Consider the following 26,671-nt stretch of genomic DNA (forward strand, 5'->3'; position numbering starts at 1 on the left):
TGACCTGCCGGTCGGTGTTCGTCACCGTCCCCGACTTCTCGGCCCAGACGCTCCCGGGAAGCACCACGTCCGCGAACTCGACCGTCTCGGTCGGGAACACGTCGTGGACGACGCAGAAGTCGAGCGCCTCGAACGCCTCGCGGACGCGGTTCGCGTTCGGCTCGGTCACGGCGGGGTTCTCGCCGAAGACGTAGGCCGCCCGCACCTCGTCGCCGAAGCGGTGGGTCGCTTCGACCTCCGTGAGCCCCGGCAGGGCGGGCGGTTCGAACCCCCACACGTCGGCGACGGCGGCGCGGGCGTCGTCATCGGTGACGGGGCGATACCCCGGCAGGACGTTCGGGAGCGCGCCCACGTCGCCCGCGCCCTGCACGTTGTTCTGCCCGCGGAGCGGGTTGACGCCGGTGCCCGCCTCGCCGACGTTGCCGGTCAGCAGTGGGAGGTTGATGAGCGCCTGCACGTTGTCGGTGCCGCAGTGGTGCTGGCTCATCCCCATCCCGGTGAAGACGGCCGCGCGGCCGGCCTCGCCGTAGGCTCTCGCGGCGGCCCTGAGGTCCGCCGGGTCGACGCCCGCTCGCTCGGCCTCCGCGTCGATATCGAGCGCGGAGAGGGACTCGCAGAGCGCCTCGAACCCCGTGGTGCGCTCGGCGACGAACGCCTCGTCGACCAGCCCCTCCTCGACGACGACGGCGGCCATCGCGTTGAGAAGTGGGATGTCGAACCCCGGCTTCACCGGGAGGTGGATGTCCGCCGCCTTCGTCGTCTGGTTCTCGCGGGGGTCGACGTGAATCATCGTCGTCCCCGACTTGAGCGCCGGAAGCAGGTACGACCGGAAGATGACCGGGTGCTGTTCGGCGGGGTTCGCGCCGGTCACGAGGAACACGTCGGCCTCGCCGAGGTCCGAAAGCGAGTTCGTCATCGCCCCCGCGCCGAAGCGGTCGCCCATCGCCGCCACCGTCGAGGCGTGACAGAGCCGCGCGCAGTTGTCGATGTTGTTCGTCCCGAGCGCCCGCGCCGTCTTCTGAAGCAGGTAGTTCTCCTCGTTCGTGCAGTTCGACGACGCGAAGAAGAACGCCGAGTCCGGGCCGTGGTCTGCGACGACGCGGGAGAACTCGCGTTCGATGCGGTCGAACGCCTCGTCCCACGTCGCCTCGACGAGCCGGCCGTTCACTCGCACCAGCGGGGTGGTCAGGCGCTCGTCGTGGTCGACCACGTCCCACGCCGCGGCCCCCTTCGGACAGAGTTCGCCCCGCCTGTTGACCGGGCCGTTCCACCCCGCGGCGCTCCCGCGGTCGGCGTCGTAGCGGATGCCACAGCCGACGCCGCAGTACGGACAGACGCTCTCGCTCGATGTCGCCACCCGTTTAGACACGCTGACACACCACACACATGGTCGAACGTGCGACCCGAACGGTATTCATCGTACCGCCGACTGCGGCGGGGTGAAAATCGCCGGTGGACATACGTCGGCTCGTGTCGTTCAGTCGAACCGTGCACGAGCAGGCAACCGCGCATCGGGAGGCCGAGGGAGCGAGCGGACGCGAGGGCGTCCCGTGGCACGCGCTCGACGGCGAGGCGGCGCTGGAGCGACTCGGGTCGAGCCGCGACGGACTCGACGGCGACGACGCGGCCCGCCGACTCGACGAGGAGGGTCCGAACGAACTCGCCGACGAGGAGGGCGTCTCGCCGCTTTCGCTCCTCGTCTCGCAGTTCACCGGGCCGCTCATCCTCCTGCTTTTCGTCGCCGCGGGCCTCTCGCTCGCCGTCGGCCTCCTGCCCGGCCGCGAACCGGGGTACACCGACGCGGCGCTCATCCTGCTCATCCTCTTCGGAAACGGCCTGTTCGGCTTCGTACAGGACTACCGCGCCGAGCAGGCGCTCGCGGCGCTTCGGGAGATGGCGACGCCGGAGGCGACGGTCCGACGCGGCGGCTCGATTCGGGCGGTCCCCGCGACCGAAGTCGTCCCGGGCGACGTGGTCGTCCTCGAAGCGGGCGACGCCGTCCCCGCCGACGCCCGCATCCTCACCGCGGCCGACTGCCGCGCCGACGAGTCGACGCTGACCGGCGAGAGCGTCCCGGTCGACAAGGCGGCCGAGGCGGTCGACGCCGACGCGGCGCTGGCCGACCGGAGAAGCGTCCTCCACGCCGGGACCACGGTCGTCAGAGGCCGCGCGGAGGCCGTCGTCGTCGCCACCGCGATGGACACCGAACTCGGGGCCATCGCCGACCAGCTCGGGCAAGCCCGCCAGCGCGAGACGCCGTTCGAAATCGAGGTCGACCGCCTCGGCCGCCGCATCGGCGTCGGCATCGTCGCGCTCATCCTGCTCATCGCGGCGGTCCAGCTGTTCCTCACCGCCACCGACCCGGTGGTCGTCCTCCTCGTCGCCGTCACGCTCGCCGTCGCGGCCGTCCCCGAGGGCCTCCCGGCTGTCGTCACCCTCACCCTCGCGCTGGGGTCGCGGACGCTCATGGAGCGCAACGCGCTCGTCCGCAACCTCGCGGTCGTCGAGAGTCTCGGTGCGGTCGACTACATCGTCACCGACAAGACGGGGACGCTGACCGAAAACCGCATGACCGTCACCCGCGCGTGGCTCCCGAACGACCGGACGGTCGAACTGGGCGGCGGGTCGGCGCCGGCCGTCACCGCGTCTGCGTCCGAAAACGGCGGCGCGTCGGCCGCGGCCGACTCGGAAGCCGCGACCGCCACGAAACCGGACCCCGACCCGGACTCGGACCCGGCGCTCGCGGCGCTCCTGTCCTGCGGTGCCCGCTGTAACGACACCAAAGAACTCGACGGCGGCGACCACCGCGGCGACCCCACCGAAGTCGCGCTCGTGAGCGCCGCCGCCGACGCGGGCCTCGACGGCTCGCGCGACCCCAACGACAGGCTCCGCGAGGTCCCGTTCACCTCCGAGCGAAAGCGGATGTCGGTCGTCGTGGACGAGTTCGACGCGCCCGGCGACGGCCCCGTCGCGCTCGTGAAGGGCGCGCCCGAGGAAATCGTCGCGCGGTGCGACCGCGTCCTCGTCGACGGGGGAATCGAACCACTCACCGACGAGCGCCGCGAGCGTGTCGAAGCGACCGTGACCGCCTTCGCCGACGACGCGCTCCGCGTGCTCGGGTTCGCCTACGCGCCCGGCGCAGACCTCGACGCCGACGACGAGACGCTCGAATCGGGACTCGTCTTCCTCGGGCTCCAGGGCATGACCGACCCGGCGCGCGAGGGCGTCGCCGAGGCGGTCGCCGACTGCCTCGACGCCGGCGTGCGGGTGACGATGGCGACCGGCGACACCCCGCGGACGGCCCGCGCCATCGCCCGCGAGGTCGGCATCGACGCCGACTCGGTCGTCACGGGGACCGAGGTTGCCGCGATGGACAACGAGGAACTCGGCCGGGTCGTCGAGGAGACCAACGTGTTCGCCCGCGTCGCGCCGGAGCACAAGGTCCGCATCCTCCGGGCGCTTCAGGACGCGGGCTACACGGTGGCGATGACCGGCGACGGCGTCAACGACGCGCCGGCGCTCGGCAACGCCGACGTGGGCATCGCCATGGGCGACCGCGGGACGCAGGTCGCACAGGGCGCGTCGGACGTGGTGTTGCGGGACGACAACTTCGTCACCATCCGCGACGCCATCGCGGAGGGCCGCGGCATCTTCGACAACATCCGCAAGTTCGTCAACTACCTGCTGTCGGCGAACGCCGGCGAGGTGCTCGTCGTCTTCCTCGGGACGCTCCTCGGGGCGGCGCTGTTCCCTGGGACGTTCGCGTCCGAGTCGGCGCTCGTCATCACGCCCGTCGCGCTCCTGTGGCTCAATCTCGTCACCGACGGCTTCCCCGCGCTCGCGCTCGGCGCGGACCCCAAGTCGGACGACGTGATGCACAGGCCGCCGCGGCCGCGCGACGAGGGCGTCCTCGACCGCCGGACCATGGCCTCGATTCTCGGCATCGGCGTCGCGCTCACCGCGACCGGGCTGGGCGTGTTCTTCTACGCGCTCGACCGCTCCAGCGACCTCGTCGTCGCCCAGACGGTGCTGTTCACGTTCCTCGTCACCGCCGAGTTGGTCCGCACGCAGTCGGTGCGGCTCCGCTACCGACTGTCGCCGCTTTCGAACCCGTGGCTCCTCGGCGCGGTCGGGCTGTCGCTCGCGCTCCACCTCGTCCTCCTGTACACGCCGGTCGCCGACCTCTTCGGCGTCGTCCCGCTCGGCCTCACGGAGTGGGGCTGGGTCGCGGGCGCGTTCGTCCCGTTCCTCGCGGCGAACCTGTGTCTGGTGTGGCTCAACGACCGGCTGTTCGCTCCGTGAGCGACCCGAGCGCGCCCATGAGTCGGTCGCGGTAGAGGTAGCCGAGGACCGAGGCGGCGAGCAACGCGCCCACGAACACCGCGGTGAGTTCGGCGTTGCCGTCGGCGGCGGCCGCGCCCGCGAGGTTCACGAGCAGGAAGCCGGGGAGCCGACCCACCGCCGCGACGAGAACTATCCTGCGGACCGGGATGTCGGTGAGACCGGCGGCGAAGCAGACGGCGTCGTCGGGGAGGCCGGGAACGAGAAAGACGAGAAAGAGGACGGCCAGCCCGTGGGTCTCCATCGCGTCGTCGAACACGGAGAGCGCGTCGGGCGTGACGACCCGCTCGACGTACGGGCGGCCCAACGCGCGAGCGAGGCCGACCGCGAGCGCCGTCCCGAGGACGATACCGACCATGCTGTAGACCGTCCCCCAGAGCGCGCCGAACAGGTAGCCGCTGGCGAACCCGAGCGCCTGCCCGGGGATGGGCGCGACGATGACCTGCGCGATTTGCACGCCGACAAAGGCGAGGGGCGCGAGCGCTCCGAACCCGAGGAGCCACGCCCGAAGCGCCGTCGGGTCGGCGAGAAACGGGAATCGGTCGACGAGCGTCGTTCCGACGAGCGCGACGACGGCCACGACGACGACGGCGAGCGCGAGCGTCCGCCACCGGTCGCGCCGCGATTCGAACAGTTCGGGGACGGATAACACGGGTGGCTACTCGCACGCCGCGGGGAAAAGCCCGGCGCGACCCGCGACCCCGCCGGGACGCCGACGACACCAGCGGAACCGACAGAATCGACGGCGACACCCGCCGCTTCCGCGAGAGCGCTTTTGTGCCAAGAAACCGTATAGATAATCGTTATGGAAACGATTCTCGTCGCCGTCGACGGCTCCCCGCTGTCGAAGCGCGCGTTCGAACAGGCCCTCGCGCACGCCGACTCGACGGTCGTCGCCCTGCACGTCATCAACCCGACCGACCCCGGCTACAGCGCCCCGTTCGACGCGGACATCAGCACGGAACCCCTCCACGGCTCCGAGGAGTGGTACGAGCGAGCACAGGAGCTCGCGGACGGCATCTTCGAGGAACTCGCGGCGCTGGCCGACGGGAGCGAGGTGGCACTCAGGACCGAGACGCTCCGCGGCGACCCCGCGCGGACCATCGTCGACTTCGCGCGCCGAGAGGGCGTCGACGCGGTCTACCTCGGTGGTCACGGCCGCGCCGGCGAGACGGACCTGCTTTTCGGGAGCGTCGCCGAGTTGGTCGCCGGGCGCGCGCCGATGAGCGTGATGGTCGTCCGCTGACGGCCGCCGCTCGCGGCCCGGTCGGTCGCTCCGCAGTCGTCCGGTCGGTCGCTCCGCAGTCGTCCGGTCGGCCGCCGTTCCTGCCGACTCACTCGTCGTCAGCCGGCGGCACGCACAGCACCGGGACGTCCGAGAGCCTGACGACTCGCTCTGCGACGCTTCCAAGCAGGTATCGCTCCAGCCCGCTCGTCCCGTGGGTCCCCATCACCACGAGGTCGATGTCGCGCTCTTCGCCGTAGTCGATGATGGTCTCGTGCGGCAGGCCGACGCGAATCTCCGTCTCGACGGGCACGTCGCGGTCGGCGGCACGCGCGGCGATGTCGCCGACCGCCGCCTCCCCGCGCGTCTGCGAATCGTCGTCGTCGACGGGCGCATCCGCGTGGCCGGTTCGAACGTCGACGACGTAGAGGACGTGCAGGGAGGCCCCGTAGGTCGCCGCGAGGTCGACCGCGTACTCGGCCGCGCGGGTCGCGTGGGCGCTACCGTCGGTGGGGACGAGGATGTGGTCGAACATGTCGTCACAGACGCGCGCCGAGCGAATAAAACCGAACCCGGCCTGCCGCGTCGCCCGTCCCCACACAGTCGCGTCGCGCTCGCTCGCGTTCCCGATTCCCGGCCGTCGGGAAGGATACGCTCGCCTTATGCCCGAATCGGGCGTACTCTCTATCGGGTGGTGAGGAGCATGCAAACCGACGGTGAACGGAGGGTAGAACTGTGGATTCGGCCGATTCGAGACGGCTTCGGTGAGGAACACCAAGCGCTGATCGTCCGACTCGAACGACTCACCGACGGGGGGTTCGTCGACGACGTGTGCGTCCGGACCTGGGGGCGGAACGTGGACGTGGAGTCCGACCTCGCACCGACGAAGCGAGACGCCGTCGTCCGCGAGCGACTCGCCGAGTGCCGCCACTGGGCGCGAACGGAAGGGGTCGCGCTCCCGACGCTCGACGAGCGGGCGACGGTCGGCTCCGGTCGAATGGGCCCCGAACACGATGCAGTCGTCCTCCCGCGGACGCTGGGCATCGTCTTCCGAGGCGACGAAATCGAGGCCGTCTTCCCCCACGAACGAGCCGATGGGGCTCGGACGTTCGCCGACTGGGTCGAGACCGCGGAGTCGTTCCTCGGCATCGACCACGAACACGTCGAGGTGTGATTCGAGTCCGAATCGCCGCCCCGAACACACGGCGAATCGGGGAAAACTGGATTTTTCGAACGTCGAACGCCGCGAGCGGCGCGCCCGCCCGAGAGGCGACACGCCGCGTCCGCGGAGCCCTGCGGCGAAGCGTCACCCTTACTCGGGACCGCGCAGTGGTGGAGATATGAACGTCCCCTGCGTCCGCGTGCCCCGCGAGTCGGGCGAGGCGGCGCGCCGACGCCTCGCCGACGCCGGCCTGCTCGACCACGACCACGAGATTACCGTCGCCGAGGGGACGCTCTACATCCCCGTCGTCGACGCCGACGCCGTCCCCGACGACTTGGCGGTCGTCGACTACGAACCGCCCGCCCGCGACACGCAGACCACGCCCGCCGACCTGCTCGGCTTCGAACCCTCCTACGAGCGCCTCGGCGACATCGTCATCCTCGACGAGGACGACCCCGACCGCGCCCGCGACATCGCCGACGCCATCGTCGCCTCCGACCTCAAGGCCGAGACGGTCGTCAACCGCGCCTCGAAGGTCAAAGGCGAACTCCGCGTCCGCGACTGGGACGTGCTCGTCGGCGAGTCGACCGAGACGGTCCACCGCGAGTACGGCCACGAGTTCCGCCTCGACATCGACACCGTCTACTTCTCGCCGCGGCTGGCGACCGAGCGCCACCGCGTCGTCGAGGAGATTCGCGAGGGCGAGCACGTCTTCGATATGTTCGCCGGGGTCGGTCCGTTCGCGGTCCCCGCCGCCGCCGCGGGCGCGGAGGTCGTCGCCTGCGACCTCAACGAGGCGGCCGTCGCGTACCTCCGCGAGAACGCCGCGCGGAACGACGTGGCCGACCGACTCACCGCGATTCACGGCGACGTGCGCGAGGTCGCCGCCGACTACGAGGGCTGGGCCGACCGCCTCATCATGAACCTCCCGCACAGCGCCGGCGACTTCCTCGACACCGCCGTCCGCCTCGCGAGCGACGACTGCGTGATTCACCTCTACGACATCCAACACGAGGACGACCCGTTCGGGCCGGGGCTGGCCGCCGTCCGCGCCGCCGCCGAACCGACCTACGAGGTCGCGGTCGTGAACGAACACGTCGTCCGGTCGTACGCCCCCCACGAGTACAACGTCTGTCTCGACGTTCGCCTGACGAAGCGGGCGTGAGGGGGCTGGTGCCGACCGACAGACACCGGGTTGATTCGCAAGTCTTAATTACGTAACCGGGGTACGAAAGAATGCGTTCGAAAGCCCACCGCGCCGGTGTAGCTCAGCTGGCAGAGCGATTCCTTCGTAAGGAATAGGCCGAGGGTTCAAATCCCTCCACCGGCTCTTCTCTTGCTGTCCACATCCCCACTATAAGAACCGAGAGCCACCCGTAGCGGTGGCCGTCTCGCGGGGGTGGTCCGCGTGAACTCTGGAGCTACGCCGAACTCCAGAGAGACGCCCGAGACCGGCGTCTGTCCCGTCTGCGGTCTCGAACTCCGAGAGTCAGAGATCCCGACCGGCTACCGGGATCCCGTCTGTCTCGCGTGCTGGGGAGAGATAGAGAACCGTCTCCACGTCTTCTGGAACGGAGGTAGCCAATGAGCGGAGAGACGCCCGTCGGCACTCTCCCCGGTCGCCCGCTCCGTCTCGGCGAACTCGACCGTCTCGAAGCCCATCAGAAGATAGACGCTGCCGCGCCCCTTGGAGGGTGGAGTCCCCGCCCTTCGTGGGATGCCGAGACCGTCGCCACGAAGATCCTACTCGCGTTCCCGAACGGCGGGCTCTACGTTCTCGCCCTGGAGCCCGACGGATCCGCGTGGCGGTCGGTCGGGTCGGTGAACCGCGTGGCGAGTTCGCCCGAAGAGTTCTTCGACCGGATTCACGAGCTGGCCGACTCCGCGCCGGTTCCGGACGTTCCCGATGGCTACCACGAGTTTGAAACGGAGGTGGAGATCTCGTGAAGGCCACCCGAACCGGGCCACACGAGTACGCCGCGAACTACCTCTACAACGAGAAGGGTCTCGCCCCCTTCTTCGCGTGCGACTCCCGCGTGAAGGACGGTGGCGGGTCCGTCGTCGGAGAGTTCCGAGACGACGGAGAGCGGTACGTAGCCCGTCTCTCCTACAAAGACTCGAACCTTGTACACCCCGGCGGGGCGACACCCGCCGGAACCGAGTTCCGTATCGAAACGATTCGAGAGTACGAGCTGAAGGTAGCCCGCCACCCCGAAGAGGATCCCGTCGGCGAACAGGACTTCTATTCCCTTCTCTCCCCGCGCTGGCCCGGCATGAAGGGTGAGAAGAACAACGGGGAGGTGAAAGAGATCCCAGTTCCCGAGGAGTTCGGCGAAGGTGTGAACGTGCGAATCCAGGGGAGTAATATCGAGTTCGAGCGCTACGAGCGCCTACTCCGACTCGCGTTTGACGCCGTAGGCGTGCACGCGGGCTACTTCTCGGAACTCCACCCCTCCAGTAACATCCAAGACGCGGAGCGCTACGTACGGGTCCACACGGACGAGAGTGGCCCCGTGCACAGTCGTACCGGTCCTATCACGTCTCTCGGCCACTTACTCGAACACGACCGACAGGGACGCCGAAAACTCGACCAGAGAGACGACGATCTCCACGGACGGAACCGCCCCGGCTTCTACCACACCGCTACGCTGGATTCCCGACGGATCCGTGAAGCGTGGCCGCACCACGAACTCCCGAAGGAGGTGAAGCACTACTACGCGAAGGAGTGGAAGAGACCGAAGAGCCACCCCCTCGCACACCCGAAGGTCGGAGCTTCCTATCAGGTCTCCTATTGGGATGAAACCCTCTACGTCTCCGACTTAGACCGTCTGAACGAAGAGCTCGAAGAGACGGTTCGCTCGGTGCTAATGGAAGCCGGAATAGATATCGCCCCCCTCCGGGGGAACGGTCCCTACGTTCCGGACGCCTACTGGGAACCGACCGTAGAAGAGAACGTAGAGAGAGTGACGGAGCTGGATCTCACTCAGATTCGCCACGAACAGGAAAGCGTCGTCATTCGATACTTGGCCGACGGTGGATTCTCCCCCGTCGAATGGGAGAGCCTTCAGACGCTCGTGGCCGACGGTGGGGTAGTCTCCCCTCAGGATATCGCCGAAGAGCACGGCCGCCACGTCGATTCCGTACGCCGTGCGCTACGCCGGATAGATGAACTCGTGGAGCGCGAGTACGGAAAGGTCGGGCTTCGCTCCGACTACATCGCCGAACTCGTTCACGACGCCGTAGTGGACGCTCAGGAGAAGGTCCGAACTGCCATGTCTACCGGCGCGAAGGCGGTAGAGGCAGCGAAGCGCGGTCTCGGTGAGACGATGGCCCGGTGGGTCGCCTGGTGTGAGCGCTACGGCGTAGATATCTCGAACCGCCTGAACGCCCTGGAGATCGACCTCGGCGAGCTCGACCCGCACCGAGATCCCGACCCGTCGTATCTCGTACGTCTCGGTCTCCAGGTGTGGACGGACGCCGGTCAGGATCCCGCGCGGTATCGCTCCGCGCGGATCCGCTACAACGGACGTGTAGTCCCGGCGTTCAAACTGCTTTAGGCGGGCCACGGTGAGTGGCAACACTATCGAACACCTCCTTTTACCGGCATAATTTTCCTCGTCTTCGACGAGAGAGCGGCCTACCCCGGCGCGCGAGCGGTGGCCTTCGGCAGTAGCCTCGGCCACCGCCTGAGGGGAACCGACTCCTACCGTCGCGGTTCCCCTTAGGGGTGTGGCTAAGGCCACATCATCAAAACACACCGCACCCTCGCGGCGCACTGCGCCGCGCGCGAAAAAATTCGGCCCCCACCCCCTGCCGGGACATTGGGCTTCGTCGCCCGCGCCGGGTGCTCGGTTCGAGCGAACCGCCCGCCGATTCTTAATCGGAGTCTTAACTAACACTCCGACGGCGGGATTGGAGAATTGTTAGTTAAGGTTCGCCCACGGGTGAGAGAACTACGCTTCTCTCCCCCGCACGGCCTCGTAGAGAGCGAACGCGATGACGAAGGTAATCGGCGTTCCGAGGAGGATACCGAGGCGCGGATCGAATCCGAGGTTCCCCGGTGCGTTCGCCGCTCCCGTGAGGAGTTCGTACGCCTTCGTCACCGTGGAGATCGCGCCCATGATACCGCCGGTAAACGAACTCCCTGGCTGCCGGTCTCCCTCTATGTCTTTCAGATCCTCGCCGGTCTCGCGCACGTCCTTGTGTAAGCCGGGCTCCGCGTGCACGCCCGCTTGGTCTCCAACACCGAACGCGCCGAACGCGACGAACATGGTACTAACACACACCAGCAGCAGCGCCATTTCCTTCGCTCGGGTCACGAAACCACCCCCCCGTGCATGAACCGGAGTCGCGCCGAGACCCTACACGTACGTCGTATATAATAGTACGCCGTCAATATCATTAATACTGGTTTGAACGCTGCTATTGCTCGAAATCGGGAAGAAGAGACGAAAGTTCCCGAGTTGTGTATTAGCGCGGAAAATCGAAGGTGGTTCATCCTCTACTGGATGCCGCCACCGCCGTGGAAGCCCCCACCGAGGCTACCGATTAGGTAGCTGATCATGATGGCTGCCGCGCCGATGATGAAGGCGACTTTCGAGAGGTTCACGACACTAACCGCCGTGTCGTTCAGTCCGTCACTCGCGTTGGCGAGCTGCGGATCTTCCGGTGCGGGCATGGCCGCCTGCGTCTCGGAGTACACGAGGAGACCGACCGAGAGCATGATAAGCCCAGTCATGAGACCGAGCACTTCCATGCCTGCCGCGAGATCCACGGAGTGAGAACCCACTTCGAGGGTCGGAGCGTTCGAGTTACGCGCCCGTCGGTGGTACTCGAAGAGCGCGTAGTCCTTCACGTAGCGTGCCACGCCACCGAGACCGTCGTCGGCAGCGTGCCGACGGAGATCCCACGCGAACTGCTTCCCGAAAAGGAAGCCGAGCATGGAGCGTTCTCGGACGTGGCCGCCCGCGAGTTCGATACGTTCTTTCGTTTCTTGGAGCGCACCTGGTCGGAACCCCGCGAGAGATTCCGTCGAACGCTCCATGTGTACGTTCGTCGCCATGGCGACGTTATCAGAGAAGCGACGTATTAGAGTAAAGCCACCTAACTGGCTCCCTTTTATTTAACTGTTCACGGGAAATAGAGCGTTCCTAATACCGAAACCAGTCATCCTCAATAAAACTATCGGTGAATCAACATTTTTGGAGTCGGTCGGCTAATATCATATCTACCGTGAGTGTGGGTTTTCTCTGACACCCACCCTTCTGGAACGTCAGTATATAAGCAACCGACGGTTTCGGGGGCTCAGCGTTGGTTTCTCGCAGTAGAATCCCACGCTCATTTGAGAACGTAGCACACCCACGCACAAATCTTACTGAAAGTAGCGAATCACTTATCTAGAATCCCGAAGATGTAGCTGATAGCACGGAGCGCCTTCGGAAGAAGGACCGGCGGTGAAGACGCCGATCCCGTGCTACCAGAGGTAGCAAATGTCCGATTCGACCACTGGGGATATAGCCCCTACGGAAAGGCGAACCGCCTTCGAGACGGTGGCCCGGCGAGAGTTCTACGCCGAGCTCGAAGCGAACGCGAGTGAGATCTACGATGCGAGTGTAGATCTCGGAGACGCGCTTCTCGCGGGAGAACCAATCTCTCTGGATCTAATCCAGAAACTGCGGGAAGCTCTATTTCATGCGAGCGTAGAGCTCGAAGAGAACTTCGCGCCCTTAGCCGGTCACTCGAAAGCACCACTTCACGTCGAACTCTACCACGGCCTTCATTCGGAGGGTAGAGCGTCTGAGTGGCGGGAACTCGAACCGCGCGAGAGTCGGCGCGCACGTGCCCTACTCTCTCGAACTGCCGAAGAACTCGAAGAAATGGAGGCTAATAGATAGCCGTCATGCGATTTCGAGCACGAGAATCCGGCGGTAATATTCAGGCGCTAATACCTACTGGCTGGATTCGATAAAAGTGTTCCCGCGAAGGTATTTCCGCCATAGAAGCAACCTACGAGACATGAACTGACGGCTCAAGGATGAAGAGAATCGCTCGGGGTGCTGAAAACACCCCGAACAGAACGCGACTCCACGTGTGGAAGGAATCGCCTTGTGGCGTTCCTTTCTTCGATAGCCGGGATAATAACTCTCCCGGTGAGCGACCGCTGTATTCGGCGCGTGGGGTCGGGGGAAGCCCGCTGCCCGGAAGATCGGGATTGACACTCCCCGATGAAAACGACCCACGAAACCGAACACGCACCGACCGAGATCGTCCCGCCATGGAAGCGCGCGGACGTGCTCGAAGAGCTCCACGTCGAACGCGGCTGGCCTGCCCGTGATATCGCCCGCCGGTTCGACGTAGAGACCCGTAAGGTAGCGCGCGAACTGGAGCGCCGCGAGATCTACACGGAGACGGCCCGCCCGCCGATGCGGGGTATCGCCGGGAAGGTCTGGAGGGAATCCCTCCAGAACGCCGAGATTCGCGCGCTGGCCGACTCCGGCCATGGGAGGGACCGATGACCCTCGGAACCTCCGAACCGACGGGACGCGAGTACGTACGCCACCACAAGGACGACCTCGTGAAGATTCTCCGTCACGGGAGTAATCCGGAGATCCGGGCGTACGCCTACGCGATTCTGCTTCGCTACGGAACCGAACGCGATATCGAAGAGATACGCCGCGAGTTCGAGACGGTAATCGGGGGAGAGCGCTAATGCTCTCCGTCGAACTCTACGAGAGCCTGCCGGAACTGTTCGGCGTCGTCGGCGAGATCGGGACGGTCTTCGAGAACTGTGAGGAGATCCTGAGCCTGTTGGACTTCATCCACGAGACCGGGGTCGTCTCGGATGAGTCGCATAACCGACTTTCGGAGGGAGAGCTCTCGGTCTCGAATAGTCTGCGCCGCTCCGGGATCCACCGCTTGGTGACACCACACGCAGAACTCTTCTTCGCGGGGAGTCTCGCGCCCGCATCGGGGACATTCGAGCGGCGCGATAGGGTCCGGTTCCTCTTCGCTCACGTCGAGACCGTGAGCACGGGCGAGCTCGGTATCGGAGGCGTCACTGAAAACCGAGACGTACCGAGCGGCCACGCGACTCCCTCGCTTCCATCCGTGGTGCGCTTCGAGCGTAGCCTGATTCACGCCCCGGCTCGCCAGGTAGCTGGCGGAGCTCTTCCGGAAGTTCGTGAGCGTCACGGGCTTCTCTACGTCCGCGTTCTTCGCGGCGCGACGGAGGATCTTGGTGAAGCCGTTGTAGCTGAGTTCGTCTCCCTCGTGGAGTTTGCTCCAGAGGGGAGCGGTAGCGTTCTTCCGGTCGGGGTGATTCTGAAGCCACTGCTTGAGGTACGGCGGGCTCGTGAAGAGCGTAACCGTCCGCTGGCCGGTCTTCCCCTGGACGGTAATCTGAAGCCCGTGGCGGTGGTCCGTCACGTCGCCTACTTGGAGCGCCTGAAGTTCTCCGCTCCGAGCGCCGGAGTCCCACGCGACGGCGATGAGCGCCGCGTCTCGGCTGTTGTGTGTCGTCTCGATCATGGGGAGTACGTCGTCTTCCCAGTGGAGCATATTCGCGGGCTTCGGAGCGGGGTCGTAGTTCTTCGAGGTTCCGCTCGGAACCCATCCAACCGATTCGGGGATCTCGTCTCCTTCGGTCGTACGGCGAGCACACACGCGAAGAGCGATTCGGTAGTCTCGGTTCGTCTCTTCGTTCTCGTAGGTGCGGTTAATCCATCGGACGATCTCCTTAGCTGCTTCTTCGGTTTGGAGAGCGTCCGCGAGACCGCCTACTTCTTCGCCGATGCGTGTGCAGTGGCGGAGAAGCTTCTCGTGGCGGTGGTTGCTGTACGTAGAACTGAGAAGGTACATCTCGTCGGAGAAGGCGATAAGTACGTCTCGGTCTTCGTCGGTGAGTTCCTCGGAGTCGCGGATTCGAGCACGGAGAGCCTCCAGCGCGTTCGATTTGTCACGCATGAGGCTACCAGTGTGCCACCTACTAATGTAGTTAGGGATGTGGACAGTCAGTATATCTCCCTCCACCGGCTCTTTCTGTCGAACGAAGTGAGACGAAGAGCCCTGCGTGGAGGGATTTGAAGCAGGGAGCAAATCGAAGATTTGCGACCGAGGTTCACAATCCCCTCCACCGGCTTACTTTTTCAGCGAACTAACTCGTCGAGCATCTCGTGTACCTCGCGCTACGTCCGTTTGGTTCGGATTACAAACTGGGGTCACTTCGACTCGGGCGCTCCGACGCCGTCGCTCGGGAATACAAGGAGCACCCTCGGGAGTTACCCGATGAGTGGCTGTACGGCTCGGCCGCACCGTCATAGCGGTTCCGACGACGGCGTCGACCCCGAGGTCGGCGACATCACCTACTACGCGCCGTGGGGGAACCTCGCGATATTCTATCGGGAGTTCGGCTACGCGTCCGGACTCGTCAAACTCGGGCACATCGAGGTTCGGGAACCGAACGACTCGAAGACCTGGACGGAGAGACCACCGTCAGCATCGAACTCGCGGATGGGCCACCGTCCTGACGCCGGTCTCTCCGACCGAACCCGACGCCGCGGCCCCGCCGACCCAAACGCCGTGGCGTCGGCTAGAACGTCAGCCGTTCGAGCAGTCGCTGTGCGAATCCCGGTCGGCGCGAGTCGTGCGGATAGACCGTAATCGTCGTACACCGCGGACTCGGGGCGGTCGGTCGGCCGGCGAAGCGGACGTTCCGAAGCCCGCGGTCGGGGGCGCGACGGACCACCACGTCGGGGCGGGCCGGTCGCCCGCCGTCCGTTCTGAGCGGCGTGGTACGAACCGGGACCGAAAGCAACGCCGAGAGTTCGGTCTGATACTCGCCGACCGTCCGTTCGTGCTGTTCGGTCATCTCCGGGTTCGGCGGGTGTTGGAGCAACAGTTCACTCGCGTTGGCGGCGGCGACGGCCGCCGCGACGCTGACCGCCCGCGGTGGGTACGGCCCGCCGTCCCCGGAGAGAACCACCCGTTCCGGGCTGTCGTAGCCGAGGTTATCGACCAAGAGCACGTCGCAGGGCGCGTGGCGAACGACCCAGTCGATAGGGTCGCCGAACAGCCGCGAGCGGAGCCGAAGCGGCTCGTGTTCGGCCACGACGGCGTCGACCCCGCGGCCGCGCGCGAAGTTGACCACCGCGTGTTTCGTGTCGTGGCTCACGATTTCGTCGGCCTCGACGGCGACGTCCAGTTCCGCCGCGAGCGCCTCGATTCGCGCCTCGTACGAGCGGTCCGCGGGCGACTGCGCCGTGACGGCTTCGGTGAGCGGGACCTGGTCGGGCACCTCCTCGAAGCGGACGACGACGACGCGGCCGTCGTCGGGGCGAACGAGATCCGCGGCGACGGCGACGAGCGACCGCTCGCGCCTGTCGTCGAGGTCCTTCGTGAGCGCGACGAGCACCTCGCGGGGAGGCTCGTCCATCGCCGATTCCGTTCGGCTGAGGGCGCTCTGTCCGACTTGTCGGCGAACGGCGTCCGTGACGACGCCCTCGCGGCTCACCCGCGGCCGGGCGTAGAGCACGTACCAGACGACGCTCCCGAGCGTGATGGCGACGGCCCCGAGCAGGGCGGTCGAGCCCATCTGCGTCAACAGGAGCGCCGCGGTGACGGCGCCGAACGCCTGGAGCCACGGGTACAGCGGCGAGGTGAACTCGGGGTCGTACTCCGCGTTCCCCTCGCGGAAGGCGACGACGGCCACGTTGATGAGGCCGAACACCAGAATCTGGAATGCGCTGGCGAGTTTCGCGATATCGAGAATCGGGACGAACGCGATGAGCACCAACAGCACGGCACCGGTGAGCGTAATCGAGGCGACGGGCGTTCCGAACCGCTCGCTCACCGCCGAAAAGGACGGCGGCGCGAGCTTGTCCCGGCTCATGGCGAAGGGGTACCGCGACGAGGAGAGCACGCCCGCGTTGGCCGTCGAGACGAGCGCGAGGATGGCCGCGAGGATGACCACGACCACGCCGAACTGGCCCAGCGTCGCCTCGGCGGCGACCGCCATCGGCGTGAGCGACCCGGCGACGCTCCCGGGGTCGGTGACGCCGACTAGCACCGCCACGATGGCGACGTACAGGACCGTCGTGAACGCGAGCGAGCCGAGGATACCCAGCGGGATGTTCCGGCCCGGATTCTCGACCTCCTCGGCGACGCTCGCGACTTTCGTCACGCCGGCGTAGGAGACGAACACGAGGCCGGTCGCGGCGAGGAGACCGCCGAGACCGGCGTCGAAGAAGCCGGCGTAGTTTGCCTGCTGGACGCTGGGTGCGCTCCCCGCGGCGAACCAGCCGAGGGCGGCCAGCATGACGACGACGATGCCGACCTGCAGGCGCCCCGTCTGCTTCGCGCCGACGACGTTGACGAGTATCAGCACCGCCGCGACACCCAGCGCGACCGGCCGAAGCGGGAGGTCGAACAGGAGAAGCAGATACGGGACGCCGCCGACCAGCGCGAGCGCGCCCTTGAACGACAGGGAAAACCACGTGCCGACGCCGGCGACGGTCCCGAGCAACGGACCCATCCCCCGCTCGATGTAGATGTACGTCCCGCCGGCTTTCGGCATGGCGGTCGCCATCTCGGACTTCGACAGCGCGGCCGGCACGACGAGCAGGCCCGCGAGGGCGTAGGCGACTATCACCGCCGGGCCGGCGACTTCGAGCGCCAGCGCGGGCAGGATGAAGATGCCACTGCCAATCATCGCACCGATGCTTATCGCGAAGACGGACGGCAGACCGAGGTCGCGTTCCAACTCCTTCATACGGCCCCCGCGAGCGTGCCCGAGAGGACGGACGTCGCACAGACCGGCTTGTGGCCGGCGTCGGCGAACATCTCGAAGCGGTCCGGCGTGTTGACCAACACGACGACGCGTTCGACGTCGAAGCGGGCCCGGACGAGTTGGGCGATAAGCAGGTTGCGGCTGTCGGACGCCGTGGCGACGACCACCGTCGACGCGGCCGCGACGCCGGCCGCCTCCAGCGTCCGGACGTCCGCCGGGTCGCCTCGCACGCCGTCGATTTCTGACCGCTCGTGGAATTCGTCGATCACGTAGACGGCGCGACCGGCCGCCTGGAGATGTCGGGCGATGGCAGAGCCGAGGTGTCTGCCGCCCAAGACGTAGTAGATACTCTGTTTACAGTCCGTGAGCCGCTCGTCTACGACGGATGGATTCGACGTCATGTGTGTGCTGATTGTGGAGTCGGCGTTCGTCCGACCGTGTGTATCAGCTCCTCGGTGACGGAAGGCCTTAAACTAGCGCACTATTTTGACGGGTCGTCAAATAAACAGCCTATAACGATTAATCTGTCATTTCAGTTCGGGTGCCTCGTCGCCGTCGTCGATGACGGCGATAACGGCGACGACCGCACAGAGCGCGGGTATGGAACAGACTGATAATCACGCCGAGTCCAGAGTAGGTCACGTATGAAAGACGGTGAGTTAGACTCGACAGACAAGCGCATCCTCTACTATCTCCAGCAGGACGCCCGGGGAACGTCGTCCAGCGACATCGCGGAGAAACTCGGCCTCTCGTCGAGCACCGTCAGAACGCGGCTCAACAGACTCGAAGACACCGGCATCGTTCGCGGCTATCACGTCGACATCGACTACGACCTCGCGGGCTACCCGCTGTACACGAAGATAATCTGTACCGCGCCCGTGCCCGAGCGCTCCGCGTTGGCGAACCGGGCGCGCGACGTCCACGGCGTGACCGCGGTTCGAGAGATAATGACCGGCGAGCGGAACGTGTACGTGAACGCCATCGGCAAGGACCACGACGACCTCAATCGCATCAGCGAGGAACTCGACCGAGTCGGACTGGTCATCGTCGACGAACAGCTCATCCGCGACGAGTTCGTCTGCCCGTATCACGGGTTCCTCGACGAGGACGGCGCTGACCAGTAGGCGACCAGTATACCGCCGGTGGCGACGACGCGGCGGCGACCGGGCCGCCGCAGGGGCGCTCAAAACCCGATGTGCGACGTCGAACTCGGGATATCGTCGTCGTCATCGTCCTCGTCGTCCTCGCGCGCCGCGCCCGCGGAGAGATAGGTGTACTCGTCGTCGGTCAGGAAGACGCCGCCGTCGGTGACCGTGATGTCCACGTCCGGCAGGCTGGTGCCCGCCGCCTCGCCGTTTTCGCACGCGCCGGAACAGGCGTCGAACATCGACCCGTGTTTCGGACAGATAATCTCGCCGTCGCGCATCGCCGCGCCGGTCCCCCGGTCGAACCGCTGGTTCTCGTGGGTGCAGGTGTTCGGCCACGCTTCGATACCCGGCTCGTCGTCGCACCGAACGAGAATGAGCTCCTCCGGCCGCGAATACGCGTCCTCCGCGGTGAACAGATACGACCCGTTTTCGGGGACCTCGTCCACGGCCGCGACTCGGGTTCCGTCGACCATCGGACACAGTTACCGACCGAGCGGAAAAGTAGCTACCGGCGACGCCGCGGCTGGCCCCGCGTCGAGGAGCGAACCCCGAGCCGAGGCCGCCGATTACGCCGAGGTAAACCGATTCCACACCGCGCGACAGTCGCTACAGAGGAACCCAGTGAACTCGTCTATCGCGTGCCTTCGGACCGTCGTGTCTCGTCCGCACCGTTCACACCACATACCCACTCGTTCGGGAGACTGTCGTATTGTTATGAAGCTCATAGTCGCTGACTCGACGCTCGACGCGACTCGGAGCGACAGCCCGACCCGAACCGGCGGGCGGCCGGTTCAGCGGTTCTCGTCGAGGTCCACGCCGCAGACGCCCGCCTCGTCGCCCATCTGCTCTACGCCGGACGGGAACCGTCCGAGCTCCCAGACGGGGTCGTGGCCGGTCTCGGCACGGTGGTCTTCGATTCGGAGGCGCGCGTCCGCGAGCTTCGAAAAGCGCTCTTCGAGTCCGCACGTCGGACAGGAAACCGTCGCACGAGGAGTCGACATCAGTCGAACCGAACACGGCAGTCGAGATAGTTCCGTCGGGTCCGTCCGCCGAGGACGAGTAAAAAAAGCGGTCGCTGGCGCGCGGTGGTCAGCCCATGACGAGGCCCATCCACCGGTTGCGCCGCACGAACTCCATGTTTTCGAGGTAGGCGTCGACACCGAGGATACGGCCCGCGCCGAACGCGCCGAGGCCGAACAACAGTACCGCGTAGACGATGTGGTCGTCGACGACCCAGCCGTGGGCCAGCGGCAGTCCGGCGAGGATCCCGCCTTCGAGCGCCGCCGCCCAGTAGAACAGCATCATAATCGCGCCCCAGAAGGCGCTGAATCGGACGAACGCGCCGAGGATAATCGCCAGCCCGGCCAGCGTCAGACCCCACATGTTCAGCATGTCGATGAGGGGACTGCCGGCCATCGAGCCCCACAGGCCCATCAGGGGGTTCCCCTCGGGGATTCCGTTGGCGAGAAAACCCGCCGCGGTCCAGTTGTTCGAGGGGTCCGCATCCAGGTAGGTTACGAGCTTCGTGACGCCGCCTTGGAACAGCGTCCACCCCATCACCACTCTGAGCAGGAACAGCGAGTAGCCGACCCAGCGCTCCGAGTAGTCGAACCGCACCGGCCGCCCGAACAGTTCCGTCTCTAGTGTACGGCTATCGGTTGACATACGGAGGTAATATTTTCCGTCAAACTACAATAGTGTGTTGGGTAATCTCACGCAATGGGGTCGGCCGTCTCACCGGAGGTCACGCCGCTTATCACCGCCCGCGACAGAACACGGGCATGCTCACGTTCATCGGACTCGGCCTGTACGACGAGCGCTCCGTCACCGTCGAGGGGCGCGAGGCGCTCGCGGACGCCGACTGCGCGTTCGCGGAGTTCTACACGAGTCACCTCGTCGGCGCGACCGTCGAGGAACTCGAAGCCTACCACGACATCGACATCGAGGTCCGCGACCGCGCCGGCGTCGAACAGGACCCCGGGCCGATACTCGACGCCGCGGAAGACGAACACGTCGCGTTTCTCACCGCCGGCGACACGATGATTTCGACCACCCACGTCGACCTCCGCCTCCGCGCGGAAGACCGCGGCATCGAGACGCGACTCGTTCACGGCGTGACCGCCCAGTCCGCCGCCAGCGGCCTGACCGGACTCCAGAACTACCGCTTCGGAAAGGCCGTCACGCTCCCGTTTCCGTACGTCCACGGCGGCGACCCGGTGCCGAAAAGCGTCGTCGACTCGCTCGAAGCGAACCGCGACCTCGGACTGCACACGCTCGTCTACCTCGACATCAAGGTCGACTGGGAGGGCCGCCGCGGCGTCGAGGTCGACGGCGACCAGTACATGACCGCCGACTACGCGGCGGAGTTGTTCGCCGAACACTGGGGCGGCGACGCCCTCGGCGTGGCCGTCTGCCGGGCGGGGAGTCCGGACCCCGTCGTCGCCGCCGACCGCCTCTCGGCGCTCGCCGAGCGCGACTTCGGCGACCCGCTCCACATGCTCGTCATCCCCGGCGAGATCCACCACGTCGAGGCCGACGCGCTCTCGGCGCTCGGCGGCGCGCCCGAGGAACTGTTCGACGACGAAAACTGAACGCGACTCCGACGGCGGTCTCAGTCGAGCCCTAACTCGCTTCTGAGGTCGTACTCGTCGCCGGTCACCATGTAGAGCACGTCCTCGATGACGGTGAGGAGCTCCGGCACCTCGTGGACGACGAGGTAGGTGATTCCCACGAGCGCGACGACCGCGAGCCCTTGGCTGATGATGCGGTCGGAGATGAAAAACGACACCATGTACGGGTCGGACGACCCGAAGAGGAACAGAATCTCGTCGACGAACAGGTGGAAGTACTGGTTGCCGACCGAGATGGCGATGAACGTCGTCCGAAGCAGGTTCAGCGCGTAGATGATGGGGACGGCGATGGCGAGCCCGCGGAGCTTCCGGCGCATCGGGGCGTCGACGGCGGCGATGAGGCCGGCGAAGATGGCGATGCTCCCGAGGCCGGTGCAGGCGAGGACGACCGAGATTTCGATTCGGTGGGAGCCCTGCATCCAGAGGAACGTGTTCAGGTACCCCTGGTCACCGACAATCATCTGCGGCGCGTAGCCGAGCGACTCGATGAGAAAGCGCGTCTGCGCCGCGACGGTCTCCATGAGGACGCCGCGAGGCGCGGGAACGGTCGCCCCGAGGAGCGTAAACGCGGGAATCGTCTCGAACGGGAGATAGACCACGCCCATGGCGGCGACGGCGCGCGAGAGGACGAACAGCGTGTCGCGGCCGTTGTAGAGGAGCCAGCCGGCGTACAGCGACGCCGGGACGGCCGCGATGGTCAATAGGCCCTCGATGTAGCTCTTGTGGACGAGCGTGAAGTGCGGGATGAGCTGGAGCCAGAAGAGCGCGAACAACACCCACGCGGCAGTCATCACCCGTCGCCCGAGCTCGCGGTCCCGCCCGTGTGCGACCGCGCCGGCGACGAAGGTTCCGATGGCCACCCACGCGAGGGCGTCGGAGAGGAGACCGGGCATACGTATTGGATGTGGTGGACCGATTAAATCCCTTGTCGTTCCGTACGCCGACTTCCGGTGCGTGCCGGCGGCCTGAACTCGCGGCACCGCGGCTGTGGGGTCAGTCGACGGCGATAAGAAACCGAGACGTCGGGGCGTCGGAACCGAGGCCGGCTATTCCGGCGACTCGAAGTCGGCCGGGATGACCTCGATTTCGTGACCGTCGGGGTCTTTCGTGAACGCGAACATGTCGTCGCAGGACTCGGGGTCGCGGTAGTCTTCGGCCTCGCGCTCCATGAGCGTCTCCCAGTAGTCGTGGAGGTCGTCGGCGCTGACGGCGAGGTGGCCCCACGCGTCGCCCATCTCGTAGCTCCGGCCGTCGTAGTTGTAGGTGAGTTCGACGGCCATCGCCTCTTCGGCCGCGCCCTCGGGCTTCATGAAGTAGTTCGCGAACGTGTCGGACTCCCAGCGGCCGGTGTGCTCGTAGCCGAACTTGCGAGTCCAGAAGCCGAGCGCCTCGTCGGCGTCCTCGACGCGAATCATGGTGTGGTCGAGGCTCCACTTCGCGCCGTGGTCGCGCTTGACGATTTCGACCTCGTGGCCGTCGGGGTCCTTGACGAACGCGTAGCGGCCGCCGCAGGACTCGGGGTCGCGGTAGTCCTCGACGCCCTCGTCCATGAGCTGTTGGTAGGAGGATTCGAGTTCGTCCTCGGGGACGCGGACCGCGATGTGGCCCCACGCGTCGCCCATCTCGTAGGTGTTGTCGCCGTGGTTGTAGGTGAGTTCGAGGACCGCGCCCTCCTCGTGGAGGTCCTCGGGACCGAGGTAGACGTTGGTGAACGTGTCGGCCTCCCAGCGACCCTTCTCCTCGTAGCCGAGGTGGGTCGTGTACCAGTCGAGCGACTCCTCGAGGTCTTCGACGCGAATCATCACGTGGTCGAGGGTTCCGGACATACCCGAGTGATGTGTCGCGCCGGCGAAAAACGTACCGAACGCGGAACCGACCGTCGATGGTTATCACGCGCCGTCTACCGGTGTTTTCGGTCCGTTGCGTGGTGCATAAGTACTCCCCGAAGGTACGATTCAGCAGTGTTTCCGGTCCCCAACCCCGTCCGCCTCCTCATCCTCGGTATCGGGCTGGCGCTCGCCCGGCTCGGTCTCCTCGACCGCGAGCGCGCCGTCCGCATCGCCGACCTCTCGTGGCCCCGCGTCGTCACCGGCATCGCCCGGATGTCGAAAAACGCCGTCGACGTGGCGATGGTGGGTCTCGCCTCCGGGACCGTCGCAATCACCGGCGTCGGGTTCGCCGGGCCGTACTGGGGACTCGCCTTCGCGCTCGGCGGCGGCATCGCGGGCGGGACCATCGCGCTCGTCTCACAGCGCTTCGGCGCGGACGCGATGGACGAACTGGGGCTCGCGGTCCGGTCGAGCGCGCTCTTGACCGTCGTCGCCACGCTCCCGGTCACGGCCGTCTTCTGGCTGTTCCCCACCGAACTCATCTCCGTGCTGAGTAGCGACCAAGGCGCAATCGAACTCGGGGCGGCCTACCTCCGAATCGTCGGGCTCGGCGTCCCGTTCGCCGGGCTGAACCTCATCGGGAGTCGCGTCCTCGTCGGCACCGACGACGCGTACACCGCGATGATTCTCCGCGCGACCGGGGCGGTCATCAACATCGTCCTCAACGCGGTGCTCATCTTCGGGCTCGACCTCGGCGTCGAGGGCGCGGCGCTCGGGACCGTCCTCTCGAACGTCGTCGTCACCGGCGCGTTCGCGGTCGGCCTCGCGCGGGGGTCGCTCCCCGGCGTCGGCGCGTTCCCCGTCACCATCGACCCCTTCGGGTCGTTCGTCGACCCCGGGACGCTCGTCGACCTCGTTAAAATCGGCCTGCCCGTGATGGGTCGCGGGCTCGTCTGGACGGTCGCGGAGTTCCCGATGCTCGCCATCCTCGACAGCTTCGGCCCCGACGTGGTCGCGGCGTTCGTCATCGCCCGCCGAATCTGGGGGCTGATGAACACCCCCGGCTGGGGCTTCGGGCTGGCGTCGTCGAGCCTCGTCGGGCAGGCGCTCGGCAAGGACGACGAGCGAACCGCCGAGGCCTACGGCAACGAGGTCATTCGGTTCGCCGTCGCCACGTACATCGTCTCGGCGGCGCTCGTGGCGATATTCGCCCGCCCAATCGTCCTCGGGTTCGTCGATAACCCGGCGGACCCGGCGGTCCCTATCGCCGTCAACCTCGTCTACGTCGCCTGTCTCGCCGTCATCTTACAGGGCGTCTCCGGCGGCTCCGCGGGGCCGCTCGACGCCAGCGGCGACACGCGTTGGACGTTCGGAAGCCAGTTCGTCGGGATGTTCCTCGGGTCGATTCCGCTCACCTACATCGGCTCCGTCACCTCGCTCGGCCTCACCGGGCTCTACCTGGCGTTCCTCGCCGAGACGACCATCCCGGCGGTGCTGAACTACTACCGCTTCAAGACCGGGACGTGGAAGGCGGTGAGTCGGAACTACCGGCCGAAGGCGGCCGCGGACGACTGAGCCGGAGTCACCGGGCGTCGCGCTCGCCCGCGCGTGACCAATACAGGAACCCCGCCACGGCCCACAAGAGGACGGTCCCGACCGGCCACGCGGTTCGACCGGGTTGGACCGAAAAGCCGCGGGCGACCTCCAACTGGGTCACGCCGGCGAGGAGGAGTCCGGCCGCGGTGAGTCGAACGTCCTCGCGGCCGAACAGGACGCCCGAGAGCGCGCTTCCGAGCGCGACGAGGTAACAGGCGACGCCGACCGGCCAGACGAGGATGTAGTCCGGCAGTCCCATGGTAAAGCGCAGGAAGAAGTCGGTGATGGTCGTCACGCTCCCGGTCGCGGGACCGACGAGTCCCCACGGGAACAGGAGCGTGGCGCTCCCGGCGGTGAACGTCTGGACGGACCACGGAACGAGAGCGAGGACGGAGACGAGGAGTAGGTTGCGGCGGCGCGCGGACGACCGCGGAGCCGACCGGGCCGCCGGGTCGGTCGTCACCGCTGGGCGATGATGCGGAGCACGTCCTCGTCGGCGAGGACGTGGTCGCGACCGACCTGCTGGTCGTCGTGTTTCGCGCTCGGGCCGGAGACGCGGGCGAACCGGAACCGCTCGTCGAGCTTGGCACCGAGTTCGTGGATGGCGTCGTCGATGGTGTCGCCCTCGCGGAGGACGAGCGGCTCGTCGTAGTCGACGCCGCGGCCGGGTTTGTCCATGTAGATGCGGATGAGCCCGAGGGCGTCCCAAATCTCCTCTTTGAGCGCGTCGAGGCCCTTCTCGGCCTCGGCGCTGATGAACGTCACCTCGTCGGGGTCGAGACCGACCTCGCGGAGGTTCTCTTCGACCGTCGGGAGGTAGTCCTTGTCGATGAGGTCGGCCTTGTTGACGGCGACGATAGACGGCAGGTACACCCGGTTTTTCATGATGCCGTCGACGAGTTCGTCGATGGTCGTCTCGCCGCGGAGCGTCACCTCGGCGTTGACGAAGCCGTGCTCGCGGAGGATGCCCTTGATGGTCTCCTCTTCGAGGTCGACGCTGTCGCTTTTGGTCACGTTGATGCCGCCTTTGCCCTTCTTGTTGATAGAGAGGTTCGGCGGCGACGTGTCGAGCCGAATCTTGTTGTTGTAGAGCTCCCGTTGCAGTCGCTCGTAGCGCTCTATCTCGAACACCGAGAGCATGAACACGACGAGGTCGGCGGTGCGGACGACAGAAAGGACCTCCTTGCCGCCGCCGCGACCGCCCGCGGCCCCTTCGATGAGGCCGGGCACGTCGAGTATCTGGATGTTCGCGCCCTTGTACTTCAGCATCCCCGGGTTGACGTTGAGCGTCGTGAACTCGTACTCGCCCGTCTCGCTGTCGGCGTTGGTGAGCGCGTTGATGAGCGTCGATTTGCCGACGCTCGGGAAGCCGACGAGCGCGACCGTGGCGTCGCCGGTCTTCTCGACGGCGTACCCTTGGCCGCCGCCGGCCGAACTCTGGTTTTCGAGTTTCTCTTTCAGTTCCGCGAGTTTCGCCTTCAGCCGGCCGATGTGCGCCTCGGTCGACTTGTTGTACGGCGTGTTAGATATCTCCTCGCGGATATCTTCGATCTCCTCCTCCAGTCCCATCGTCAACAGTTCCGCCGCGTCCGTCGAAAAACCCTTTCCTTCCGCGCGGCGGGTCAGCCGCACCGACGCGTCGGATATCGTGGTCGTCTCGCGTGCGCGAAGAGACGAGTTTCGGCACGGTTATACACGACCCCTTCGACCGCCCGATGAACACCGATGCCCGACCCCCGAACGCTCCGCGACAGCACGCAAATCGTGCTCCCCTGCGACCTCTTGGAGAGCGTGCGCGACGACCTCGAATCGGAGTTCGTCGTCTCGGTCCACCGAGCGAACGGCGAGACGTGCCGGATCATCGGCAGTCCGGTCGAGATTCGCGCGGTCAGCGACTTCCTCGCCCGACAGGGCATCTCCCTCCGCTAGTCGCGGTTCCGAAGGGCTTGTTACCACA

29 protein-coding genes and 1 tRNA gene are annotated in these 26,671 nt (G+C 66.4%); 15 read left to right on the forward strand and 15 right to left on the reverse strand.

Annotation, left to right across the window (positions count from 1 at the left end):
• Positions 1 to 1,357 (reverse strand): molybdopterin oxidoreductase family protein (locus C441_RS10230; protein ID WP_007275014.1); only part of this gene is annotated, 1,357 nt, incomplete at its 3' end.
• A 95-nt stretch (positions 1,358 to 1,452) separates the two neighbouring features.
• Here C441_RS10230 and C441_RS10235 point away from each other — a divergent pair.
• A complete protein-coding gene (locus C441_RS10235; RefSeq protein ID WP_007275015.1) occupies positions 1,453 to 4,302 on the forward strand; it encodes a cation-translocating P-type ATPase in 2,850 nt (949 codons plus the stop codon).
• Here the strand turns inward: C441_RS10235 and C441_RS10240 are convergent.
• Positions 4,277 to 4,993, reverse strand: a complete 717-nt coding sequence (locus tag C441_RS10240) for a TVP38/TMEM64 family protein (RefSeq protein ID WP_007275016.1) — start codon at positions 4,991 to 4,993, stop codon at positions 4,277 to 4,279. The two genes, C441_RS10235 and C441_RS10240, sit on opposite strands and share 26 nt — an antisense overlap.
• A gap of 153 nt (positions 4,994 to 5,146) precedes the next feature.
• On the opposite strand from C441_RS10240, the gene C441_RS10245 reads away from it, so the two are divergent.
• Positions 5,147 to 5,587, forward strand: a complete 441-nt coding sequence (locus tag C441_RS10245) for a universal stress protein (protein WP_007275017.1) — start codon at positions 5,147 to 5,149, stop codon at positions 5,585 to 5,587.
• A gap of 88 nt (positions 5,588 to 5,675) precedes the next feature.
• Here the strand turns inward: C441_RS10245 and C441_RS10250 are convergent, their stop codons facing one another.
• Positions 5,676 to 6,101 (reverse strand): universal stress protein, encoded by a 426-nt coding sequence (locus C441_RS10250; protein WP_049920542.1) that lies wholly within the window; start codon positions 6,099 to 6,101, stop codon positions 5,676 to 5,678.
• 168 nt (positions 6,102 to 6,269) lie between these two features.
• On the opposite strand from C441_RS10250, the gene C441_RS10255 reads away from it, so the two are divergent.
• The 5 genes from C441_RS10255 to C441_RS10275 all read left to right on the forward strand — a co-directional run bounded on the left by C441_RS10255 (position 6,270) and on the right by C441_RS10275 (position 10,285).
• The gene (locus tag C441_RS10255) at positions 6,270 to 6,740 is read left to right on the forward strand and encodes an HTH domain-containing protein (RefSeq protein WP_007275019.1); all 471 of its coding nucleotides are present in this window, start codon (positions 6,270 to 6,272) and stop codon (positions 6,738 to 6,740) included.
• Between the two features lie 166 nt (positions 6,741 to 6,906).
• A complete protein-coding gene (locus tag C441_RS10260) occupies positions 6,907 to 7,893 on the forward strand; it encodes a class I SAM-dependent methyltransferase (RefSeq protein WP_007275020.1) in 987 nt (328 codons plus the stop codon).
• 92 nt (positions 7,894 to 7,985) lie between these two features.
• Positions 7,986 to 8,058, forward strand: a tRNA-Thr gene (locus C441_RS10265).
• A gap of 254 nt (positions 8,059 to 8,312) precedes the next feature.
• Complete coding sequence (locus C441_RS10270) at positions 8,313 to 8,675, forward strand: hypothetical protein (protein ID WP_007275021.1); 363 nt, start codon at positions 8,313 to 8,315, stop codon at positions 8,673 to 8,675.
• Positions 8,672 to 10,285, forward strand: coding sequence for a DUF7845 domain-containing protein (locus C441_RS10275; RefSeq protein ID WP_007275022.1), 1,614 nt, complete (start codon positions 8,672 to 8,674; stop codon positions 10,283 to 10,285). The genes C441_RS10270 and C441_RS10275 overlap by 4 nt, the downstream gene beginning before the upstream one ends.
• Before the next feature lie 396 nt (positions 10,286 to 10,681).
• Here C441_RS10275 and C441_RS10280 read toward each other — a convergent pair whose 3' ends face one another.
• Positions 10,682 to 10,999, reverse strand: a complete 318-nt coding sequence (locus C441_RS10280) for a hypothetical protein (protein ID WP_152420723.1) — start codon at positions 10,997 to 10,999, stop codon at positions 10,682 to 10,684.
• A 230-nt stretch (positions 11,000 to 11,229) separates the two neighbouring features.
• Positions 11,230 to 11,790, reverse strand: coding sequence for a hypothetical protein (locus tag C441_RS10285; RefSeq protein WP_007275024.1), 561 nt, complete (start codon positions 11,788 to 11,790; stop codon positions 11,230 to 11,232).
• 427 nt (positions 11,791 to 12,217) lie between these two features.
• Between C441_RS10285 and C441_RS19530 the strand changes: the two genes are divergently transcribed.
• The 3 genes from C441_RS19530 to C441_RS10295 all read left to right on the forward strand — a co-directional run bounded on the left by C441_RS19530 (position 12,218) and on the right by C441_RS10295 (position 13,437).
• Positions 12,218 to 12,622, forward strand: a complete 405-nt coding sequence (locus C441_RS19530; protein ID WP_007275025.1) for a hypothetical protein — start codon at positions 12,218 to 12,220, stop codon at positions 12,620 to 12,622.
• 330 nt (positions 12,623 to 12,952) lie between these two features.
• The gene (locus C441_RS10290; RefSeq protein WP_007275026.1) at positions 12,953 to 13,243 is read left to right on the forward strand and encodes a hypothetical protein; all 291 of its coding nucleotides are present in this window, start codon (positions 12,953 to 12,955) and stop codon (positions 13,241 to 13,243) included.
• A complete protein-coding gene (locus C441_RS10295) occupies positions 13,240 to 13,437 on the forward strand; it encodes a hypothetical protein (RefSeq protein ID WP_007275027.1) in 198 nt (65 codons plus the stop codon). The genes C441_RS10290 and C441_RS10295 overlap by 4 nt, the downstream gene beginning before the upstream one ends.
• Here the strand turns inward: C441_RS10295 and C441_RS10300 are convergent.
• Positions 13,434 to 14,690 (reverse strand): site-specific integrase, encoded by a 1,257-nt coding sequence (locus C441_RS10300; protein WP_007275028.1) that lies wholly within the window; start codon positions 14,688 to 14,690, stop codon positions 13,434 to 13,436. The two genes, C441_RS10295 and C441_RS10300, sit on opposite strands and share 4 nt — an antisense overlap.
• Before the next feature lie 321 nt (positions 14,691 to 15,011).
• Here C441_RS10300 and C441_RS20690 point away from each other — a divergent pair, with 321 nt between their 5' ends.
• On the forward strand, positions 15,012 to 15,386 hold the full coding sequence (locus tag C441_RS20690) for a cyclophilin-like fold protein (RefSeq protein WP_007275029.1): 375 nt from the start codon (positions 15,012 to 15,014) through the stop codon (positions 15,384 to 15,386).
• On the opposite strand, the gene C441_RS10305 is transcribed toward C441_RS20690, so the two are convergent.
• Together C441_RS10305 and C441_RS10310 are read right to left on the reverse strand one after the other, a co-directional pair.
• Positions 15,316 to 17,493: an amino acid permease gene (locus C441_RS10305; protein WP_007275030.1), complete on the reverse strand. Its 2,178-nt coding sequence runs from the start codon at positions 17,491 to 17,493 to the stop codon at positions 15,316 to 15,318. The genes C441_RS20690 and C441_RS10305 overlap by 71 nt on opposite strands.
• Positions 17,490 to 17,912 carry an NAD-binding protein gene (locus C441_RS10310; protein ID WP_007275031.1) on the reverse strand — a complete coding sequence of 141 codons (423 nt, stop codon included), beginning with the start codon at positions 17,910 to 17,912 and terminating at the stop codon, positions 17,490 to 17,492. Before C441_RS10310 ends, C441_RS10305 begins: the two co-directional genes overlap by 4 nt.
• A gap of 243 nt (positions 17,913 to 18,155) precedes the next feature.
• Here C441_RS10310 and C441_RS10315 point away from each other — a divergent pair, with 243 nt between their 5' ends.
• Positions 18,156 to 18,635, forward strand: coding sequence for an Lrp/AsnC family transcriptional regulator (locus C441_RS10315; protein WP_007275032.1), 480 nt, complete (start codon positions 18,156 to 18,158; stop codon positions 18,633 to 18,635).
• 59 nt (positions 18,636 to 18,694) lie between these two features.
• On the opposite strand, the gene C441_RS10320 is transcribed toward C441_RS10315, so the two are convergent.
• From C441_RS10320 to C441_RS10330, 3 genes are all read right to left on the reverse strand, one after another.
• Positions 18,695 to 19,132 carry a Rieske (2Fe-2S) protein gene (locus C441_RS10320; RefSeq protein WP_007275033.1) on the reverse strand — a complete coding sequence of 146 codons (438 nt, stop codon included), beginning with the start codon at positions 19,130 to 19,132 and terminating at the stop codon, positions 18,695 to 18,697.
• A gap of 318 nt (positions 19,133 to 19,450) precedes the next feature.
• Positions 19,451 to 19,660, reverse strand: coding sequence for a DUF7542 family protein (locus C441_RS10325; RefSeq protein ID WP_007275034.1), 210 nt, complete (start codon positions 19,658 to 19,660; stop codon positions 19,451 to 19,453).
• A gap of 88 nt (positions 19,661 to 19,748) precedes the next feature.
• Positions 19,749 to 20,324: a DoxX family protein gene (locus C441_RS10330; RefSeq protein ID WP_049920543.1), complete on the reverse strand. Its 576-nt coding sequence runs from the start codon at positions 20,322 to 20,324 to the stop codon at positions 19,749 to 19,751.
• Positions 20,325 to 20,440: 116 nt separating this feature from the next.
• Between C441_RS10330 and dph5 the strand changes: the two genes are divergently transcribed.
• A complete protein-coding gene (gene dph5 / locus C441_RS10335; RefSeq protein ID WP_007275036.1) occupies positions 20,441 to 21,250 on the forward strand; it encodes a diphthine synthase in 810 nt (269 codons plus the stop codon).
• A gap of 20 nt (positions 21,251 to 21,270) precedes the next feature.
• On the opposite strand, the gene artA is transcribed toward dph5, so the two are convergent.
• Together artA and C441_RS10345 are read right to left on the reverse strand one after the other, a co-directional pair.
• Positions 21,271 to 22,182, reverse strand: a complete 912-nt coding sequence (artA, locus tag C441_RS10340; RefSeq protein WP_007275037.1) for an archaeosortase A — start codon at positions 22,180 to 22,182, stop codon at positions 21,271 to 21,273.
• Between the two features lie 153 nt (positions 22,183 to 22,335).
• On the reverse strand, positions 22,336 to 23,115 hold the full coding sequence (locus tag C441_RS10345; protein ID WP_004064251.1) for a VOC family protein: 780 nt from the start codon (positions 23,113 to 23,115) through the stop codon (positions 22,336 to 22,338).
• 135 nt (positions 23,116 to 23,250) lie between these two features.
• On the opposite strand from C441_RS10345, the gene C441_RS10350 reads away from it, so the two are divergent.
• Positions 23,251 to 24,693, forward strand: coding sequence for an MATE family efflux transporter (locus C441_RS10350; protein WP_007275038.1), 1,443 nt, complete (start codon positions 23,251 to 23,253; stop codon positions 24,691 to 24,693).
• A gap of 7 nt (positions 24,694 to 24,700) precedes the next feature.
• Here the strand turns inward: C441_RS10350 and C441_RS10355 are convergent, their stop codons facing one another.
• Together C441_RS10355 and C441_RS10360 are read right to left on the reverse strand one after the other, a co-directional pair.
• Entirely contained in the window at positions 24,701 to 25,177 is a 477-nt protein-coding gene (locus C441_RS10355) for a TIGR04206 family protein (RefSeq protein WP_007275039.1), read from the reverse strand.
• Entirely contained in the window at positions 25,174 to 26,283 is a 1,110-nt protein-coding gene (locus C441_RS10360) for an OBG GTPase family GTP-binding protein (protein WP_004971103.1), read from the reverse strand. Before C441_RS10360 ends, C441_RS10355 begins: the two co-directional genes overlap by 4 nt.
• A 156-nt stretch (positions 26,284 to 26,439) precedes the next feature.
• On the opposite strand from C441_RS10360, the gene C441_RS10365 reads away from it, so the two are divergent.
• Entirely contained in the window at positions 26,440 to 26,643 is a 204-nt protein-coding gene (locus C441_RS10365; protein WP_007275040.1) for a VNG_1110C family protein, read from the forward strand.
• Positions 26,644 to 26,671: the final 28 nt, after the last annotated feature.

Origin of the sequence: Haloferax sulfurifontis ATCC BAA-897 (assembly GCF_000337835.1) — an archaeon.
Lineage (GTDB): Archaea > Halobacteriota > Halobacteria > Halobacteriales > Haloferacaceae > Haloferax > Haloferax denitrificans.

What these genes read in the sequence shown, in the direction of transcription:
- C441_RS10360 (WP_004971103.1), bottom strand. Translation starts at nt 26,283, where the DNA reads ATGGGACTGGAGGAGGAGATCGAAGATATCCGCGAGGAGATATCTAAC.
- dph5 (WP_007275036.1), top strand. Translation starts at nt 20,441, where the DNA reads ATGCTCACGTTCATCGGACTCGGCCTGTACGACGAGCGCTCCGTCACC.
- C441_RS10300 (WP_007275028.1), bottom strand. Translation starts at nt 14,690, where the DNA reads ATGCGTGACAAATCGAACGCGCTGGAGGCTCTCCGTGCTCGAATCCGC.
- C441_RS10325 (WP_007275034.1), bottom strand. Translation starts at nt 19,660, where the DNA reads ATGTCGACTCCTCGTGCGACGGTTTCCTGTCCGACGTGCGGACTCGAA.
- C441_RS10365 (WP_007275040.1), top strand. Translation starts at nt 26,440, where the DNA reads ATGCCCGACCCCCGAACGCTCCGCGACAGCACGCAAATCGTGCTCCCC.
- C441_RS10315 (WP_007275032.1), top strand. Translation starts at nt 18,156, where the DNA reads ATGAAAGACGGTGAGTTAGACTCGACAGACAAGCGCATCCTCTACTAT.
- C441_RS10270 (WP_007275021.1), top strand. Translation starts at nt 8,313, where the DNA reads ATGAGCGGAGAGACGCCCGTCGGCACTCTCCCCGGTCGCCCGCTCCGT.
- C441_RS20690 (WP_007275029.1), top strand. Translation starts at nt 15,012, where the DNA reads ATGAGTGGCTGTACGGCTCGGCCGCACCGTCATAGCGGTTCCGACGAC.
- C441_RS10250 (WP_049920542.1), bottom strand. Translation starts at nt 6,101, where the DNA reads ATGTTCGACCACATCCTCGTCCCCACCGACGGTAGCGCCCACGCGACC.
- C441_RS10260 (WP_007275020.1), top strand. Translation starts at nt 6,907, where the DNA reads ATGAACGTCCCCTGCGTCCGCGTGCCCCGCGAGTCGGGCGAGGCGGCG.
- C441_RS10295 (WP_007275027.1), top strand. Translation starts at nt 13,240, where the DNA reads ATGACCCTCGGAACCTCCGAACCGACGGGACGCGAGTACGTACGCCAC.
- C441_RS19530 (WP_007275025.1), top strand. Translation starts at nt 12,218, where the DNA reads ATGTCCGATTCGACCACTGGGGATATAGCCCCTACGGAAAGGCGAACC.
- artA (WP_007275037.1), bottom strand. Translation starts at nt 22,182, where the DNA reads ATGCCCGGTCTCCTCTCCGACGCCCTCGCGTGGGTGGCCATCGGAACC.
- C441_RS10280 (WP_152420723.1), bottom strand. Translation starts at nt 10,999, where the DNA reads ATGTTCGTCGCGTTCGGCGCGTTCGGTGTTGGAGACCAAGCGGGCGTG.
- C441_RS10345 (WP_004064251.1), bottom strand. Translation starts at nt 23,115, where the DNA reads ATGTCCGGAACCCTCGACCACGTGATGATTCGCGTCGAAGACCTCGAG.
- C441_RS10305 (WP_007275030.1), bottom strand. Translation starts at nt 17,493, where the DNA reads ATGAAGGAGTTGGAACGCGACCTCGGTCTGCCGTCCGTCTTCGCGATA.
- C441_RS10255 (WP_007275019.1), top strand. Translation starts at nt 6,270, where the DNA reads ATGCAAACCGACGGTGAACGGAGGGTAGAACTGTGGATTCGGCCGATT.
- C441_RS10310 (WP_007275031.1), bottom strand. Translation starts at nt 17,912, where the DNA reads ATGACGTCGAATCCATCCGTCGTAGACGAGCGGCTCACGGACTGTAAA.
- C441_RS10245 (WP_007275017.1), top strand. Translation starts at nt 5,147, where the DNA reads ATGGAAACGATTCTCGTCGCCGTCGACGGCTCCCCGCTGTCGAAGCGC.
- C441_RS10285 (WP_007275024.1), bottom strand. Translation starts at nt 11,790, where the DNA reads ATGGCGACGAACGTACACATGGAGCGTTCGACGGAATCTCTCGCGGGG.
- C441_RS10290 (WP_007275026.1), top strand. Translation starts at nt 12,953, where the DNA reads ATGAAAACGACCCACGAAACCGAACACGCACCGACCGAGATCGTCCCG.
- C441_RS10330 (WP_049920543.1), bottom strand. Translation starts at nt 20,324, where the DNA reads ATGTCAACCGATAGCCGTACACTAGAGACGGAACTGTTCGGGCGGCCG.
- C441_RS10320 (WP_007275033.1), bottom strand. Translation starts at nt 19,132, where the DNA reads ATGGTCGACGGAACCCGAGTCGCGGCCGTGGACGAGGTCCCCGAAAAC.